Below are 17095 nucleotides of genomic sequence, written 5' to 3'. Positions count from 1 at the left end.
GGGCAGCAATTTGCGCGTATACACTTTCCAATTACCGAAATTTGTTAGCACATTTACTCGTGCATGTATCAACTTGTTTAAAGGCGGAAAGAATAAAAAGAATAAGGAATAATAATGCACTTATACTTTCGAGCATTTGTTGTATTAAAAAAGAGTTGTGACGGACATGTCACAACTCTTTTTGATATAATCGTATAAAATAAAAAACCATCGATTCAAAATCGATGGTTTTAATGTAAAAAGGAGCATGTTTGCTCCGATTCATTAATTAAACGCGTTCTACTTTACCTGATTTTAAAGCACGAGCAGAAACCCAAACGCGTTTTGGTTTACCATTTACTAAGATACGAACTTTTTGTAAGTTAGCGCCCCAAGTACGTTTGTTAGCGTTCATCGCGTGTGAACGGTTGTTACCTGTACGAGTTTTACGACCAGTAATTACACATTGTTTAGGCATCTATATTCCCTCCTTGCAGATGAATCTGAAAGCTTGTTTTTCAGTTCTGATTATTTCACATACCATAATAATTTAACATAGGTCCGGGTAGTATGCAACCAATTTTACATATACTTTCAAGAAAAAAACCTTTACAGTTAAATTTTTATTCATTTTAGTATATGATATGATAAATGCCTAAACATACAGTGAATGCCTTTTATTTGCCACAAATAATTTATCCTGCCACAACAAACTCTATACTAGAATGAAGGATTTCTTTTATAATCAATTTTTGTGTAGTACAATATAGATTAGCCAAAAAGAGCCAAAGGAGGCATAGACATGTCAGTAGAAATAAAAAATGATTTCGGACAAATTGACATTTCTAATGATGTAATTGCTCAAATTGCAGGTGGAGCAGCAATCGAATGCTATGGTATTGTAGGGATGGCATCAAAGCATCAAATTCGTGATGGTTTAACAGATATTTTACGTAAAGAAAATTTCGCTAAAGGAGTCATCATTCGTCAAACAGCTGAAGACCTCCATATCGATATGTATATAATTGTTAGCTACGGTACAAAAATTTCTGAAGTAGCTTATCAAGTTCAATCAAAAGTAAAATATACAATTAACAAAACATTAGGAATGAGTGTAAAATCGGTAAATATTTTTGTTCAAGGCGTTCGTGTTATGAATGTGTAAGAGGAGGATTTATTTTAGATGAAGTCATTAGACGGCTTAAAATTTGCTGAAATGGTACAGATGGGTGCTCATCATCTATCTCAAAACGCAAATTTTGTTGATTCATTAAACGTATTCCCAGTACCTGATGGTGATACTGGTACGAATATGAATTTATCCATGACATCGGGTGCAAAGGAAACACAAGTCAATGCACAAGCTCATATTGGGAAAACTGCACAAAGCTTAGCAAAAGGTTTGCTAATGGGTGCTAGAGGCAACTCAGGGGTTATTTTATCCCAGCTATTCCGTGGATTTGGAAAATTCATTGAAAAAGAAAGTGAAATAGACGCTAAAAGCTTTGCAGGAGCATTCCAATCTGGTGTTGATACAGCATACAAGGCAGTGATGAAGCCTGTTGAAGGTACGATTTTAACAGTGGCTCGTGAAGCGGCAGCTAAGGCTGTTGAAGTAGCTGAAAATGAGACAAATGTTATCTCCATTATGGAAACAGTAGTCAAAGAAGCGCGTCTTTCTTTAAATCGTACGCCAGATCTACTTCCTGTTCTAAAGGAAGTTGGTGTAGTAGACAGTGGTGGACAAGGCTTATTATTTATTTATGAAGGGTTCCTTGCATCGTTAAAAGGTGAAGCGCTTCCAGAAAAAAGCAATGCTTCCATCGATGATATGATTAGCGCTGAGCATCATCGTGCACAAGATTTTATGAGCACTGAAGATATTGTGTTTGGCTATTGTACAGAAATTATGGTTCGTTTAGAAAAGGAAAAAGATCCATATGATGAAACGTCTTTCCGTGAAGAGCTAAATTTGATGGGCGACTCCTTGCTTGTTGTTTCTGATGACGAAATTGCAAAAGTACATATTCATACTGAAACGCCAGGGTTGGTACTTTCTGCAGGGCAAAGATATGGTAGTCTTATCAAAATCAAAGTAGATAATATGCGTGAACAGCATACTGCGATTGTTGGCGACCAACCAACAGCCCCAATTTCACAACAACAGAAAAAGGAAAAACATCCTTACGCTGTTGTAACCATTGCTATGGGTGAAGGCGTAGCAAATCTTTTACGTAGTATCGGTGCTTCTTATGTGATAGAAGGTGGTCAAACAATGAACCCTTCAACTGAAGACATCGTTAAAGCAGTAAAAGAGATTGAAGCTGAGAGAGTTATTATTTTACCAAACAATAAAAATATTATTATGGCTGCAGAACAAGCTGTTGAGCTACTTGATATTGATGCAGCAGTTGTACCTACTAAAACAATTCCACAAGGGATGGCCGCAATCTTAGCGTTCAATCCTGAAGCAACAGTGGAAGAAAATAAACAAGGTATGACGAACGCTCTTAGTCATGTTAAAACTGGTCAAGTTACCTATGCAGTTCGAGACACTTCTATAGATGGTATTGAAATTCATAAGGATGATTATATGGCTCTTGCAGAAGGCAAGATCGTACTTTCTACACCAAATATGTTAGAAGCAGCTCAAAAAGTTGTTACAGACTTAGTGGATGAAGATTGTGAAATGATTACGGTTCTTTATGGAGAAGATACAACAGAAGAACAAGCAAATGAACTTGCAAGTTTTATTGAAGAGAATTATCCAGACATTGAAGTTGAAATTGTAGAAGGTAAACAAGCTTTATATCCATTTATTCTTTCAATCGAATAATAAAATATCATTCTTAATGTGACAAAAGTTCAACTATGCTTTTGTCACATTTTTTCTTTTTCGGTACAATAATATTGCATATATGCCCACTTGAGAATAAGACAGGAGGTGCATGAAAATGAATCATGTCATAGATGAATCTGTTTTAAATTTAAAAGGGATTGGTAAAGAAACAGCTGAACATTTAGCGGAATTAGGGATTTACACTATAAAAGATTTAATATGGACCTTTCCATATCGCCATGAGGATTTTCGTTTAAAGGATTTAGCTGAAACCCCACATAACGAGCGTGTGACGATTGAAGCGAGAGTAGAAAGTGAACCAACTGTACAATTTTTGGGTCGCAATAAGTCAAGATTGCAAGTAAAGGTATTAGCAGGCCGTCATTTAGTGAAAGTTGTATTTTTTAATCAAAATTATTTGCGTACCAAACTAACCTTAGGAGAAATAGTCACAATTTCAGGGAAATGGGATCGTGGAAGACAAGTAATTAATGGTACAACTATAAAATTCGGTCCTAAATTAGATAATGCCGATTTTGAACCTGTTTATAGTTTGAAAGGGAATCTTCAACAAAATAAATTCCGTAAAATAATGAGACAAGCTTTGGATTTAGTAGGAGAGGACTTGTATGAGCCATTACCATTTGAACTTTTAGAACAATATAAGCTTTTAAGTATTGTTGACGCTTTAGAGGGTGTTCATTTTCCTAAGGATGCCAATCATGCAAAACAGGCAAGAAGAAGATTTGTTTATGAAGAATTGTTAGATTTTCAACTACGTATTCAGGCTTTGAGAAAAGCGCACCGAGAAAATGAGAAAGGTATTTCAATACAATACGATTTACAAAGGATTCGCCAATTCATTTCAACGATTCCTTTCGATTTAACGAATGCACAAAAACGAGTCGTAAATGAAATTTGCAAGGATTTAAAAGAACCGACACGAATGAATCGATTATTACAGGGAGACGTAGGTTCTGGGAAAACGATTGTTGCAGCAATCAGTTTATATGCTGCGGTGACAGCTGGTTTCCAAGGTGCTTTAATGGCACCAACAGAAATTTTAGCTGAACAGCATGCCCATTCTTTAAATTCCTGGTTAGAACCAATGGGTGTAAACATTGCATTACTCTCAGGCTCTACGAAAACGAAAGAAAGAAAACTATTATTAGATCAATTACATAAAGGTGAAATTGATATATTAATTGGAACCCACGCATTAATACAGCCAGAAGTTGTTTTTCATAATCTAGGATTAGTTATTACTGATGAACAACATCGTTTTGGAGTAGAGCAACGGAGGGTTTTAAGAGATAAAGGTGTCAACCCAGATGTGCTATTTATGACAGCTACACCTATACCTCGAACGCTTGCGATTACAGCATTTGGGGAAATGGATGTATCGATCATTGATGAGTTACCAGCGGGACGTAAACAAATTGAGACCCATTGGCTAAAAAAAGATCAATTAAATGCGGTAATTGCTAAAATGGAGCAAGAACTTCGTCAAGGTAGACAGGCCTATGTGATTTGTCCTTTAATAGAGGAATCAGAAAAGCTTGACGTCCAAAATGCTGTTGAGGTTTATGAACAATTAGATCTCATATATAAAGGGAAATATAAAGTCGATTTAATGCATGGTCGATTACATCCTGACGATAAGGATCGAGTAATGCGTGAATTTACGGAAGGAAAAATTGATGTTCTAGTTTCTACAACTGTTGTAGAAGTAGGTGTTAACGTTCCGAATGCGTCATTTATGATGATTTATGATGCAGATCGTTTTGGGTTGGCTCAGCTTCACCAATTAAGGGGCCGAGTAGGACGTGGCGAATTTCAATCTTACTGTGTATTACTTGCTGATCCGAAAACGGACGATGGGAAAGAACGTATGATGTCAATGACTGAGACGAATGACGGCTTTAAGCTGGCTGAAAAGGATTTAGAGCTACGAGGGCCTGGGGACTTTTTTGGCAAAAAGCAAAGTGGATTGCCTGATTTCAAAATGGCGGATTTAGTCCACGATTATCGTACGCTCGAAGTAGCAAGACAAGACGCAGTGAAGCTGATTAATGACGATGAGTTTTGGAAACACGAGGACTACAAATATTTGAGAGAAAAGCTAGAAGAATCAGGGGCACTTAACGGGGATCGGATAGACTAACCAATTGAAAGCTTTATAACTATAAAAAGAACACAACAAGAAACTAGATTAATTTTTGTTGCGTTCTTTTTTTGGGAAATGTATACTGGTGTTAGTACCAAGTGCTAATACATACAATAAGGGGAAGACGAAAAATGAAACGATCTAAAAAAGAACGTCAACAACTCTTATTACAAACAATTGATGAAAATCCATTTATAACAGATGAGCAACTTGCAGCACAATTTGAGGTAAGTGTTCAAACAATACGTTTAGATCGTATGGAATTATCCATACCAGAACTTAGAGAAAGAATTAAAGACGTTGCTGCTAAAAATTTAGAAAATGAAGTTAAGTCTTTACCTTTAGATGAAGTAATTGGTGAAATTATCGATATTGAACTAGATACTAGAGCTATATCTATCTTAGATGTGCAGGAAGAACACGTATTTCAAAGAAACGGTATTGCCCGTGGGCATCACTTATTTGCACAAGCGAATTCATTAGCGGTAGCAGTCATTAATGATGAACTAGCACTCACGGTAAAAGCAAATGTAGCTTTTGTAAAGCCTGTAAAAGCAGGAGATCGAGTAATTACAAAGGCTATTGTAAAAGGCAAAAATATTGAAAAAAATAGAACTTACATTGATGTGCTATCAACAGTCAATAATGTAATTGTATTTAAAGGCGAATTTGAGATGTATCACACGAAAGGCACAGGTGAACAAAATGATACTAGCGATTGATGGTATGGGTGGAGACCACGCACCTAAATCTGTAATAGATGGTGCAATGCTTGCCTTAAATGAACTTCCCAATTTAAAAATAAAATTGTACGGGCATAAAGAAAAGCTAAACCCTTTTTTAACTGAACATGAACGATTAGAAGTCATTCATTGTGAAGAAGTGATTGAAGGGGAAGACGATCCTGCTAGAAGCATTCGTAGAAAAAAGGATGCGTCTATGACAAAAATGCTTGAAGCTGTAACGGATGGTAGTGCGGATGCTTGTTTATCTGCTGGTAATACAGGGGCGTTAATGGCTGGGGGATTATTTAAAGTAGGACGTATTGAAGGGGTTTCTCGTCCTGCGCTAGCAACAACTTTACCAACGATTGATGGACAAGGATTTTTAATGCTTGATTTAGGTGCAAACGCCGATGCGAAGCCTGAAAATATAGTCCAATACGCAATTATGGGGAATATTTATGCAAAACAGGTGCGAGGAATTGAGAAGCCACGTGTTGGTTTATTAAATATAGGTACAGAAGATAAAAAAGGAAACGAGCTGACAAAATCAGTATTCGGTTTACTAAAAGAAGCTGATCTGCACTTTATCGGAAATGTAGAAGCGCGTGATTTACTTAATAATGTGGCAGATGTTGTTGTAACGGATGGATTTACAGGGAACATGGTATTAAAGTCCATTGAAGGTACAGCGGGGGCTATGATGGCAATGCTTAAAGAAGCATTCATGTCTTCAGGGAAAACAAAAATCGGTGCATTATTAATGAAAAATGAATTAAAAAAATTAAAAACAAAATTAGATTACTCAGAACATGGTGGTGCAGCTTTATTTGGTCTTCAAGCGCCTGTAATTAAAGCACATGGTTCTTCGAATGCAAGAGCGATTTATAGTGCCATTCGCCAGGCTGCAATTATGGCTGAGCATAATGTGACTGAAGTGATTAAAACAAAGATTGCGGATAGTAATAAGCAACAAGGGGATTAGAAGAGAGGTATAATATATGACGAAAATTGCTTTTATTTTTCCAGGACAAGGCTCTCAACAAGTAGGCATGGGGCAAGAGCTTGTAAATAATGATTCTGAAAGCAAAAAATTTTATGATAAGGCAGATGCTGCATTAGATTTTGAACTCTCAAAATTAATGTTAGAAGGTCCTCAAGAGGAGCTAACTTTAACTTATAATGCACAGCCTGCTCTTTTAACTACAGGTGTCATGATTTCATCAAAGTTAATGGCAGCTGGAATTCAACCAGATTATACAGCAGGACATTCTTTAGGGGAGTATAGCGCATTTGTTGCTTCGGGTGCATTATCATTTGAAGATGCTGTAAAAGTTGTCCATAAACGTGGTTTATTTATGAATGAAGCAGTACCGGCTGGTCAAGGTGCAATGGCAGCTATTTTAGGTTTAGAAGCTCCTGCATTAAAAGAAGTATGTGAAAATATTACAGCTGAAGGGCAGCTCGTTCAGTTAGCTAACTTGAATTGTCCAGGTCAAATTGTAATTTCAGGGACAAAAGAAGGGGTTGAAAAAGCATCAATTGCTGCAAAGGAAGCTGGTGCGAAAAGAGCGATTCCGCTTGTTGTAAGTGGTCCATTCCATTCAGAACTAATGCGAGATGCTGCAGTTAAATTAAAAGATGAAATTGATCAGATTGAAATAAATCGTCCTGATAAACCAATCATTAGTAATGTTAAAGCAGAACTTTTACAGGATGTATCTGAAATTAAAACAGAAATGATTGAACAAGTTTATAGTCCAGTGTTATGGGAGGATGACGTTCGCAAAATGTTGGAATTAGGTGTAACAACATTTATCGAATGCGGACCAGGTAAAGTCCTTTCTGGTTTAGTAAAAAAAGTAGATCGTTCAGTAAAAACTTATTGTGTTTATGATGAAGCTACATTTAACGAAGTAATACAAGCATTAAGGGGTGAATGAAATGGGGAAATTAGATGGTAAAGTAGCAGTTGTAACAGGTGCTTCCCGTGGAATTGGTCGAGCTATTGCATTGCTACTTGCAAAAGAAGGGGCAAAAGTGGTAGTAAACTACAGTGGAAGTGAACAAAAAGCAATCCAAGTAGTTGATGAGATTACTAGCATGGGCACAGAAGCAATTGCTGTTCAAGCGAATGTTTCTAACGCAGAATCTGTTCAAAATTTAATGGAAACTGCTATAAAAGAATTTGGTTCCATTGATGTTTTAGTGAATAATGCAGGTATTACACGAGACAATCTACTCATGCGTATGAAAGAAGATGAGTGGGATGATGTTATCAATACGAATTTAAAAGGTGTATTTCTTTGTACAAAAGCAGTAACTCGACAAATGATGAAACAACGTTCAGGGCGTATTATTAATATTTCTTCAATCGTTGGTGTAATGGGTAATGCTGGGCAAGCGAATTATGTTGCTGCAAAAGCTGGTGTGATCGGTTTAACGAAAACGACAGCAAGAGAATTGGCATCTCGTAATATTCTTGTCAATGCGATTGCACCAGGATTTATCACAACTGAAATGACAGATGAACTATCCGAAGACTTAAAAAATGCAATGCTTGCTCAAATCCCGTTAGCAAAACTTGGCCAACCAGAAGATATTGCAAAAGCAGTGGTATTCTTGGCTTCTGAAGACTCTAGCTATATGACAGGACAAACATTACACATTGACGGCGGAATGTACATGTAACGTATTTACATGGTGTTCTATTAATGCCATAATGGTTTAGTGATTTCTATAAACGTCACTATTAAAATACCTACAAATTATAATTTGACTATTTGAGGGGAGGTGACTGACATGGCTACAGTATTAGAACGTGTAACAAAAGTAATCGTTGACCGTTTAGGTGTTGACGAGAGTGAAGTAAAAGCAGAAGCTTCTTTCCGTGAAGATTTAGGTGCGGACTCATTAGACGTTGTTGAATTAGTAATGGAACTTGAAGATGAATTTGATATGGAAATTTCAGATGAAGATGCTGAAAAAATCGCAACTGTTGGCGATGCTATCAATTATATCGAAGGTAAACTAAACTAAAAATGTGAGGCACGAATCACAATTGTGAATATTCGTGCCTCTTTTCAATCTTAATTTACTATATATATTAGAGTATAATATTGTATTATAAGTAGTTGTGATATATTTTGTCACAACTACTTTGACCATTCATAGGGAACAATGTAAACTAAACGATAGAAACTATTAGGAAGGCAGACGAGCTCATGACAATAAGAAAAAAAGGAAATCAACAAAAGACAGGGGTATTGCCTGAAAAAGTACAAGCTCAATTTGAAATCCTAGAGCAAGAATTAAACATACCATTTCACAACAAAAGCTTACTTTACCAAGCATTTACCCATTCATCTTATGTGAATGAGCATCGACGAAAACTTTATACAGATAATGAGCGCTTAGAATTTTTAGGTGATGCAGTTTTAGAGCTATCTGTGTCCAAATATTTATTTGAACGTTATCCACATATGAGCGAAGGGGAACTTACTAAACTACGTGCTTCAATCGTATGTGAACCATCACTTGTTATTTTTGCAAACGAATTAAACTTTGGTAAATTTGTTTTGCTTGGTAAAGGTGAGGAATTAACGGGTGGTAGAGAGCGTCCTGCTCTACTAGCAGACTGCTTTGAAGCTTTCATCGGCGCATTATATTTAGATCAAGGATTAGACACAGTTGTTACGTTTTTACAACGTGTTGTATATCCAAAAGTTGAAGTCGGTGCTTTTTCGCATGTGATGGATTTCAAAAGCCAATTACAGGAATTAGTCCAACAATCAAATAATGGTTTATTACATTATGAAATCATTGATGAGAAAGGACCAGCACATAACCGTACGTTTGTTTCTAGAGTATTATTAAATGATAAAGAACTAGGTGTTGGTCGTGGGAAATCGAAGAAAGAGGCTGAGCAACAGGCTGCCCAAAATGCTATGGTAGCGTTAAATCAGTCTTTGTATAAGGAGGAGTAACATGTTCCTTAAACGACTTGAAGTGATTGGCTTTAAATCGTTTGCAGATCGTATTGGTATAGATTTCGTTCCGGGTGTTACAGCTGTCGTTGGACCTAACGGAAGTGGTAAAAGTAATGTTACAGATGCAATTCGCTGGGTTCTAGGGGAACAATCGGCAAAAAGTTTGCGCGGAACAAAAATGGAAGATGTTATTTTTGCTGGAAGTACATCTAGGAAGCCGTTAAATTTTGCGGAAGTGACTTTAGTTTTAAACAATGAAGATGAACAAGTTGAAACTCCCTATACAGAAATAAGCGTAACGAGAAGAGTATATCGTTCCGGTGATAGTGAATATTTATTAAATAATCAACAATGCCGCTTGAAGGATATTACCGACTTATTTATGGATTCTGGATTAGGAAAAGAAGCGTTCTCTATTATTTCCCAAGGGCGAGTAGATGAAATTTTAAACTCAAAACCAGATGATCGACGTACGATATTTGAAGAAGCTGCTGGCGTATTAAAATACAAATTACGAAAGAAAAAAGCCGAACATAAATTAGTTGAGACAGACGAAAACTTAAATCGTGTATTAGATATTTTACATGAGTTAGATAGTCGTCTTGAACCTCTTCAAATACAAGCATCTACTGCAAAAGATTATGTTCGAATGACCGAAGAACTTAAAGAATCTGATATCGCACTAATGGTACATGATTTAACAAAGTTTTTAGAGGATTTAAATGGAATAAAAATAGAGCATGAAGAGCTAGAAACGAAAGAACAAAAACATGCCTTAGAAATTTCTAATGTTGAAAAAGCAGCAGAAGAACTTCGTGAGAAACTTAAAATTATTGACCATACATTAGATTCATCTCAGGAGCAATTAGTAGAGGCGAGTACAGAGGTTGAACGTTGGGAAGGCCGTAAAGCGTTAATGAATGAAAAACGCACAAATGCTGAAAAACAACTTCAACAATTGAATCAAACCTTACAACAAGTAATAGCTGAGGAAGAAGCGCTAGCTCAAAATGAATCAGAAAAAAAATTGCAATTTGAACAAAAACAAAAAGAAGTATTACAGTTAAAATCTGAAATAAAACAAATTGAATTATCTTTAAATAGTTCTGTCGTTGAAATCGAAGCCCAAATTGAACAATCAAAAAATAAATATATTGATTTACTAAATGAAGAAGCAACGGTTAAAAACGAATTGAAGCATATCGAACAGCAATTAACTCTGCAAGAAGCAACGGCTGAACGTATGAGTGACCGTTCCAATGAAATGGAACAAAGATTACAAAAAATAAGAATAGATAAACAGGAACTCGAAGAAAAACATACTGTGATACATCGACAATTGCAGGAAACAAATGAACAAATAGAGTTATTACAAAATAGGGTGAAAAATTTATCTACTTCATTTGAAGAGAAACAAAAATTGCTTTATCAAGCCTATCAACACCAGCAACAATTAAAATCACGTAAAGAAACATTAGAAGAGCTTGAAACGGACTTTTCTGGTTTTTTCCAAGGGGTTAAAGATATTTTATTAGCCCGTGATCGTGGTGAGTTAAATGGAATTGAGGGAGCTGTTGCCGAACTTGTACAGGTTGAAGGTAAGTACTCGAAGGCGATTGAAACTGCTCTTGGCGGTGCATCCCAACACATTGTAACTCAAACGGAACAGGATGCACAAAAGGCAATTGGTTGGTTAAAAGCTAAACGAGCTGGACGAGCAACGTTTTTACCAAAAACTGTAATGAAATCACGGAAATTAATGCCAGCTCAGCTATCAACGGCAATTAATCATCCAGCTTTTATTAGTCTTGCATATGAATTAGTAAGTTTTGAGGAAACGAACCGAACAATCGTAGAAAACTTATTAGGTAATGTAATAGTTGCTGTAAATCTTGAAGGTGCTAGCCAGATTGCAAGAATGGTCGGTTTTAAATATCGAGTTGTTACATTAGATGGAGATATTGTCAATGCTGGAGGTTCTTTAACTGGTGGTGCTTCCAAACAACAATCTTCTTTATTTACTCGTAAAGCTGAATTAGATACATTAACGAGTAAGCTTTTGCAAATGGAGGCTTCTATTGAACAAGCTGAAAAAGCAGTTACATCTGAAAAAGAACAGATAAATGGACTTCGTGACCGATTAGATGCATTGAAGATACAAGGTGACGAAATTCAAAAAGCTGAAATGGAATATCGCTCAAAACTTCTAGAGCTAGAAATGGAAGAGAAGAGTTTAAGTGCAACGGTTTCAGTTGCTACTTCAGAACAATCCTCTGTTACAACGCGTAGACAATCTTTACTGCAACAGCGTGATGAAGCTCAACAACGAATTGAGCAGTTAAAGATTGAACTTCAGCAAGTTAATGATACTGTTGAACAGCTTACTGAAATGAAGCTTAAAGGTGAAAACAAAAAAGATGAGCTAAGAGAACAATCTGCAGAGAAAAGATCACAATTAGCAGTTGTACAGGAACAGTTAACGCAGGTTCAAGTTGCAACAGCTGATATTGCTTTGAAACGTTCAAAAACAAAAGAACAAATTGAATCGATTTCCCAAGAAATAAACTGGATTCAAAATGGCGATGCCAATGCTCCTTCTGATGAAGAAATGGATCTGGAAGTTCAAAAATGGACAGAGTTAAAAGGAAAATTAACTGAAACAATTCAACAAAGCCGAAAAGAACGTTCTGAATATCAAATAAAGCTTTCGAACTTAGAAGAACAGTTAAAAGAGCTTCAAAGAGTTCATAAAGGGTTCTTAGAAGCACTTCGTTCGATAGATGTAAAACGCAGTAGAATTGAATTTGAAATTAATCGTCTCCATACTCAGCTCGATGAACAATATGAATTAGATTTTGAATTTGCAAGGGAAATTGCAGAGGAAATCGAAAATGTAGAGCAAGTACGTAGACAAGTAAAATTATTAAAACAATCTATCGAGGAATTAGGCCCAGTCAATTTAACTGCAATTGAGGAATATGACCGTGTATTAGAAAGACATACATTCTTAACAGAACAACGAAATGACTTACTTGAAGCACAGGATACATTGCATGATGCGATTAAAGAATTGGACGAAGAAATGTCCGCTCGCTTCAATGAATCCTTTACGATGATTCGTAGTCAATTCCAGCATGTTTTTAGAGAATTATTTGGGGGAGGACAAGCAGATTTAGTATTACTTGATCCAGAAAATATTCTTGATACAGGGATTGAAATTGTAGCACAGCCACCTGGTAAAAAGTTACAAAATTTAAGTTTACTTTCAGGTGGTGAAAGAGCGTTGACAGCCATCGCTTTATTATTTGCAATATTAAACACACGTCCAGTACCATTTGTTATTCTGGATGAAGTGGAAGCTGCGCTTGATGAAGCAAATGTTGATCGCTATAGCGCTTATTTAAAGAAGTTAAGCAGTGATACACAATTTATCGTTATAACGCATCGAAAAGGGACAATGGAAGGTGCGGACGTTTTATATGGTATTACGATGCAAGAATCTGGGGTATCGAAACTTGTATCAGTAAAACTTGAAAAAGAAGCGGTACTTGTTGGGCAAAGGAGCGAATAAAAATGAGCTTTTTTAAGAGATTGAAAGAGAAGCTAATAGGCAGTGGTGAAGAAGTACAAAAGGATCAAATATCTCATGAAAATGACCAAACGGCCGAAAACGAAGTTGAAGCAGACGAATTAACTTTAGTTAATAATGAAGTAATTGAAAAAGCTGAAGAGCAAATCCAAGCGCCAGTAGCTGAGAATGAAAGTGAAAATCAGCTTGTAGTACAAGATGAAGCTGTCAAAGAAGAAAAGAAACCTTCAGCTTGGTCGATTACTCAAAAATTTAAAGCAGGTCTTGCAAAAACTCGTGATAGCTTTACTTCAAAGGTAAATGACCTTGTTGCGAGATATCGTAAAGTAGATGAGGATTTCTTTGAGGAGTTAGAGGAAGTTTTATTACAAGCAGACGTTGGTTTTGAAACGGTAATGGAATTAATGGATAAGCTTCGTTTTGAGGTACAAAGAAAAAATATTAAAGATACAGAAGGCATTCAAGCATTAATTTCTGAAAAATTAGTTGAAATTTATGAAGCTGGCGAAGAAAATATTACAGAATTAAACATGCAACCAAATGGTGAGCTAACAGTTATTCTATTTGTCGGTGTTAATGGTGTAGGGAAAACAACTACCATAGGTAAGCTTGCCCACCGATTAAAATCCCAAGGTAAAACAGTTGTATTAGCGGCTGGGGATACTTTCCGTGCAGGCGCGATAGATCAGCTTCAGGTTTGGGGAGATCGTGTTGGTTGTGAAGTTGTAAAGCAATCAGAAGGGTCAGATCCAGCTGCTGTAATTTACGATGCTATCAGTGCTGCTAAGAAGCGCGGTGCAGATGTATTAATTTGTGATACGGCTGGTCGTCTTCAAAATAAAGTAAACTTGATGAAAGAGCTTGAAAAGGTGCATCGTGTTATTTCACGTGAAATTCCAAATGCGCCACATGAAGTGTTATTAGCGCTCGATGCGACAACGGGCCAAAATGCGCTTATTCAAGCACAAACCTTTAAAGAAGCAACGAACGTAACAGGTATTGTCCTTACAAAATTAGATGGTACGGCAAAAGGCGGTATCGTACTTGCGATTCGAAATAAGCTACACATTCCAGTGAAATTTGTTGGACTAGGTGAAAAAATGGATGATCTACAACCATTCGATGCTGAACGTTATGTTTACGGTTTATTTGCAGAAGGCTTAGAAAAAGAGCTAGAGAAAGTGGAAGATTAATTTAATCAAGCCCTCGTTGTCATAAGACAATGAGGGTTTTTTAGAATGGCAAAGAATTCGTAACCTCACGATATTTAATGCGAGGAATATAGAATTCTATAAGGATTTTAACCTTTTAATTGCCTCAATGTTCAAGGAAATTCCCTTGACAGACAATTGTGTGAGCGTATATGATACAGTAGACAAAATATGATTGGAGAGATATAGAATGCTACTTGAAAAAACAACACGCATGAACTTTCTCTTCGACTTTTATCAAGCGCTCCTCACAGACAAACAACGTAGCTATATGGAACTTTATTACTTAGATGATTTATCATTAGGAGAAATCGCAGAAAGCTATGAAGTTTCACGACAAGCAGTTTATGATAATATACGTCGCACTGAAGCAATGCTTGAAGAATATGAAGATAAATTAAGGTTATTTGAAAAATTTGGTCACCGTCAAAAAATTTTAGAACAGCTAACAAATGCATTGAAGGACGAAACGGTTACACTAGATGAGCGTCTTTCATTAATTGAACAATTAAAGGAAACGGATTAGGAGGGAGATCATGGCATTTGAAGGGTTAGCAGAACGACTCCAAGGAACAATCCAAAAGATTAAAGGTAAAGGTAAAGTTTCTGAACAAGATGTTAAAGAAATGATGCGAGAAGTCCGTTTTGCATTAATTGAAGCGGACGTTAACTTAAAAGTTGTGAAAGAGTTCGTTAAAACAGTAAGTGAACGTGCAGTTGGTTCTGAAGTGATGAAAAGCCTAACTCCAGGTCAACAGGTTATTAAAATCGTTCAAGATGAGCTAACAGCATTAATGGGTGGAGAACAAAGCCCAATTAAATTTAATACAAAACCTCCAACAGTCATTATGATGGTCGGGCTTCAAGGGGCAGGTAAAACAACAACTACTGGTAAATTAGCAAATATTATGCGTAAAAAATATAACCGTAAGCCATTGCTAGTGGCCGCTGATATTTACCGACCTGCTGCTGTTCAACAATTAGAAACATTAGGGAAACAATTATCTATTCCAGTATTTTCACTTGGAACAGATATTTCACCTGTTGAAATTGCCCGTCAAGCGATTGAACATGCAAAAGAAGAACATCATGATGTTGTTATAATCGATACAGCAGGTCGTTTGCATATAGATGAAGAATTGATGCAAGAGCTTAAGGATATTCGTTCTCTAAAAGAGCCAGATGAAGTCTTTTTAGTTGTTGATGCAATGACTGGTCAAGATGCTGTTAACGTTGCACAAAGCTTTAACGAGACTGTTGGTATTACAGGTGTTGTTTTAACAAAGCTTGATGGTGATACACGTGGTGGTGCTGCGTTATCTATTCGTGCAGTCACACAAAAACCTATTAAATTCGTTGGTATGGGTGAAAAAATGGATGCGCTTGAGCCATTCCATCCTGAACGAATGGCTAGTCGTATTTTAGGTATGGGTGACGTGCTGTCGCTAATCGAAAAAGCGCAAGCGAATGTAGATATGGAGAAAGCAAAAGAGCTAGAACAAAAGTTCATGTCTCAAAGCTTTACTTTCGATGATTTTGTAGAACAATTACAAGCATTGAAAAAAATGGGGCCATTAGAAGACATTTTAAAAATGATTCCTGGTGTAGGGAAAATGAAAGGCCTCGACAACGTTAAAGTTGATGAAAAACAAATGAGTCGACTCGAAGCAATTATCTACTCAATGACACCAGCAGAAAAAACAAATCCTGAAGTGATTAATGCAAGCCGTAAAAAACGTATTGCTAAAGGATCTGGTACAACAATTCAAGATGTTAATCGACTGTTAAAGCAATTTGAAGAAATGAAAAAAATGATGAAACAAATGACTGGAATGACACAAGGAAAAGGTAAGAAAAAAATGAAATTGCCTGGCTTTAATTCTTTGTTTAAATAGGTTATAATGTTAAAAAATATGGTGTTAAGAAAAAACACTTTACAAACTAATCAAACATTGATAATATACTATCTTGTGTGAAACTTATTCGGAGGTGCAATAAAAATGGCAGTTAAAATTCGTTTAAAACGTATGGGAGCTAAAAAATCTCCTTTCTATCGTATCGTAGTTGCTGATTCTCGTTCTCCACGTGATGGACGTCAAATCGAAACAGTTGGTACTTATAACCCACTAACTACTCCAGCTACTCTTAACATCGATGAAGAGAAAGCTCTTAAATGGTTAGCTGATGGAGCAAAACCATCTGATACTGTACGTAACTTGTTCTCAGAACAAGGAATTATGGAAAAATTCCACAACTTAAAATTCAGTAAATAATCGGAGGTGGCACTATGCAAGCGCTGATTGAAACAATCGTAAAACCATTAGTCGACTATCCAGAAGAAGTTCGTATTGAGACGGACGAAAATTCAAGTCGAATTGTTTATAAGCTTTTTGTTCATCCAGAGGATAGAGGAAAAGTCATAGGCAAACAAGGTCGTGTTGCAAAAGCGATTCGTACAATTGTTTATTCAGTAGCTAGCGGCCACCAAAAGAAAAAGACTTACGTCGATATATTGGATTAGTAGAAAAGCGGAGAACGACCGTTTAGCTCCGACACGCGCTGGAGAAACTCGACAAGTGTGCTTGCACATGTAGGAGAG

Annotated in this window: 17 protein-coding genes; 16 read left to right on the top strand and 1 reads right to left on the bottom strand. The window is 36.5% G+C overall.

What is annotated here, in order from left to right:
• Window positions 1-10 precede the first annotated feature (10 nt).
• The gene (spoVM, locus tag CD30_RS20005; RefSeq protein WP_141096024.1) at window positions 11-112 is read left to right on the top strand and encodes a stage V sporulation protein SpoVM; all 102 of its coding nucleotides are present in this window, start codon (window positions 11-13) and stop codon (window positions 110-112) included.
• A 156-nt stretch (window positions 113-268) separates the two neighbouring features.
• Here the strand turns inward: spoVM and rpmB are convergent, their stop codons facing one another.
• Entirely contained in the window at window positions 269-457 is a 189-nt protein-coding gene (gene rpmB / locus CD30_RS01910) for a 50S ribosomal protein L28 (RefSeq protein ID WP_036171756.1), read from the bottom strand.
• Window positions 458-781: 324 nt separating this feature from the next.
• Here rpmB and CD30_RS01905 point away from each other — a divergent pair, with 324 nt between their 5' ends.
• The 15 genes from CD30_RS01905 (at window position 782) to CD30_RS01835 (ending at window position 17017) form a co-directional block, all read left to right on the top strand.
• Window positions 782-1144 (top strand): Asp23/Gls24 family envelope stress response protein, encoded by a 363-nt coding sequence (locus CD30_RS01905; RefSeq protein WP_036171754.1) that lies wholly within the window; start codon window positions 782-784, stop codon window positions 1142-1144.
• A gap of 18 nt (window positions 1145-1162) precedes the next feature.
• Window positions 1163-2815: a DAK2 domain-containing protein gene (locus CD30_RS01900; RefSeq protein WP_036171751.1), complete on the top strand. Its 1653-nt coding sequence runs from the start codon at window positions 1163-1165 to the stop codon at window positions 2813-2815.
• Between the two features lie 118 nt (window positions 2816-2933).
• Window positions 2934-4982, top strand: a complete 2049-nt coding sequence (gene recG / locus CD30_RS01895; protein ID WP_036171748.1) for an ATP-dependent DNA helicase RecG — start codon at window positions 2934-2936, stop codon at window positions 4980-4982.
• Between the two features lie 134 nt (window positions 4983-5116).
• Window positions 5117-5707 carry a transcription factor FapR gene (gene fapR, locus CD30_RS01890; RefSeq protein WP_036171744.1) on the top strand — a complete coding sequence of 197 codons (591 nt, stop codon included), beginning with the start codon at window positions 5117-5119 and terminating at the stop codon, window positions 5705-5707.
• Entirely contained in the window at window positions 5691-6692 is a 1002-nt protein-coding gene (gene plsX, locus CD30_RS01885; RefSeq protein WP_036171742.1) for a phosphate acyltransferase PlsX, read from the top strand. The genes fapR and plsX overlap by 17 nt, the downstream gene beginning before the upstream one ends.
• A 16-nt stretch (window positions 6693-6708) precedes the next feature.
• Window positions 6709-7650 carry an ACP S-malonyltransferase gene (gene fabD / locus CD30_RS01880; RefSeq protein ID WP_036171739.1) on the top strand — a complete coding sequence of 314 codons (942 nt, stop codon included), beginning with the start codon at window positions 6709-6711 and terminating at the stop codon, window positions 7648-7650.
• Between the two features lies 1 nt (window position 7651).
• Window positions 7652-8398 (top strand): 3-oxoacyl-[acyl-carrier-protein] reductase, encoded by a 747-nt coding sequence (gene fabG, locus CD30_RS01875; protein ID WP_036171736.1) that lies wholly within the window; start codon window positions 7652-7654, stop codon window positions 8396-8398.
• A gap of 111 nt (window positions 8399-8509) precedes the next feature.
• On the top strand, window positions 8510-8746 hold the full coding sequence (gene acpP, locus CD30_RS01870; protein WP_036171733.1) for an acyl carrier protein: 237 nt from the start codon (window positions 8510-8512) through the stop codon (window positions 8744-8746).
• A 185-nt stretch (window positions 8747-8931) separates the two neighbouring features.
• On the top strand, window positions 8932-9693 hold the full coding sequence (rnc, locus tag CD30_RS01865) for a ribonuclease III (RefSeq protein WP_036171730.1): 762 nt from the start codon (window positions 8932-8934) through the stop codon (window positions 9691-9693).
• A 1-nt stretch (window position 9694) separates the two neighbouring features.
• The gene (smc, locus tag CD30_RS01860) at window positions 9695-13267 is read left to right on the top strand and encodes a chromosome segregation protein SMC (protein WP_036171727.1); all 3573 of its coding nucleotides are present in this window, start codon (window positions 9695-9697) and stop codon (window positions 13265-13267) included.
• A gap of 2 nt (window positions 13268-13269) precedes the next feature.
• On the top strand, window positions 13270-14478 hold the full coding sequence (ftsY, locus tag CD30_RS01855; protein WP_036171724.1) for a signal recognition particle-docking protein FtsY: 1209 nt from the start codon (window positions 13270-13272) through the stop codon (window positions 14476-14478).
• Window positions 14479-14686: 208 nt separating this feature from the next.
• On the top strand, window positions 14687-15022 hold the full coding sequence (locus tag CD30_RS01850) for a putative DNA-binding protein (RefSeq protein ID WP_036171721.1): 336 nt from the start codon (window positions 14687-14689) through the stop codon (window positions 15020-15022).
• A 10-nt stretch (window positions 15023-15032) separates the two neighbouring features.
• Window positions 15033-16391, top strand: coding sequence for a signal recognition particle protein (ffh, locus tag CD30_RS01845; protein WP_036171718.1), 1359 nt, complete (start codon window positions 15033-15035; stop codon window positions 16389-16391).
• A gap of 105 nt (window positions 16392-16496) precedes the next feature.
• Window positions 16497-16769 (top strand): 30S ribosomal protein S16, encoded by a 273-nt coding sequence (gene rpsP / locus CD30_RS01840; protein ID WP_036171716.1) that lies wholly within the window; start codon window positions 16497-16499, stop codon window positions 16767-16769.
• A gap of 14 nt (window positions 16770-16783) precedes the next feature.
• Window positions 16784-17017, top strand: coding sequence for a KH domain-containing protein (locus tag CD30_RS01835; RefSeq protein ID WP_036171714.1), 234 nt, complete (start codon window positions 16784-16786; stop codon window positions 17015-17017).
• Window positions 17018-17095 lie beyond the last annotated feature (78 nt).

Origin of the sequence: Ureibacillus massiliensis 4400831 = CIP 108448 = CCUG 49529 (assembly GCF_000772965.1) — a bacterium.
In the GTDB taxonomy this organism is placed as follows: Bacteria; Bacillota; Bacilli; order Bacillales_A; family Planococcaceae; genus Ureibacillus; species Ureibacillus massiliensis.
Note: the sequence above shows the minus strand (reverse complement) of the source record. Positions and strands in the feature narration are given on the sequence as shown.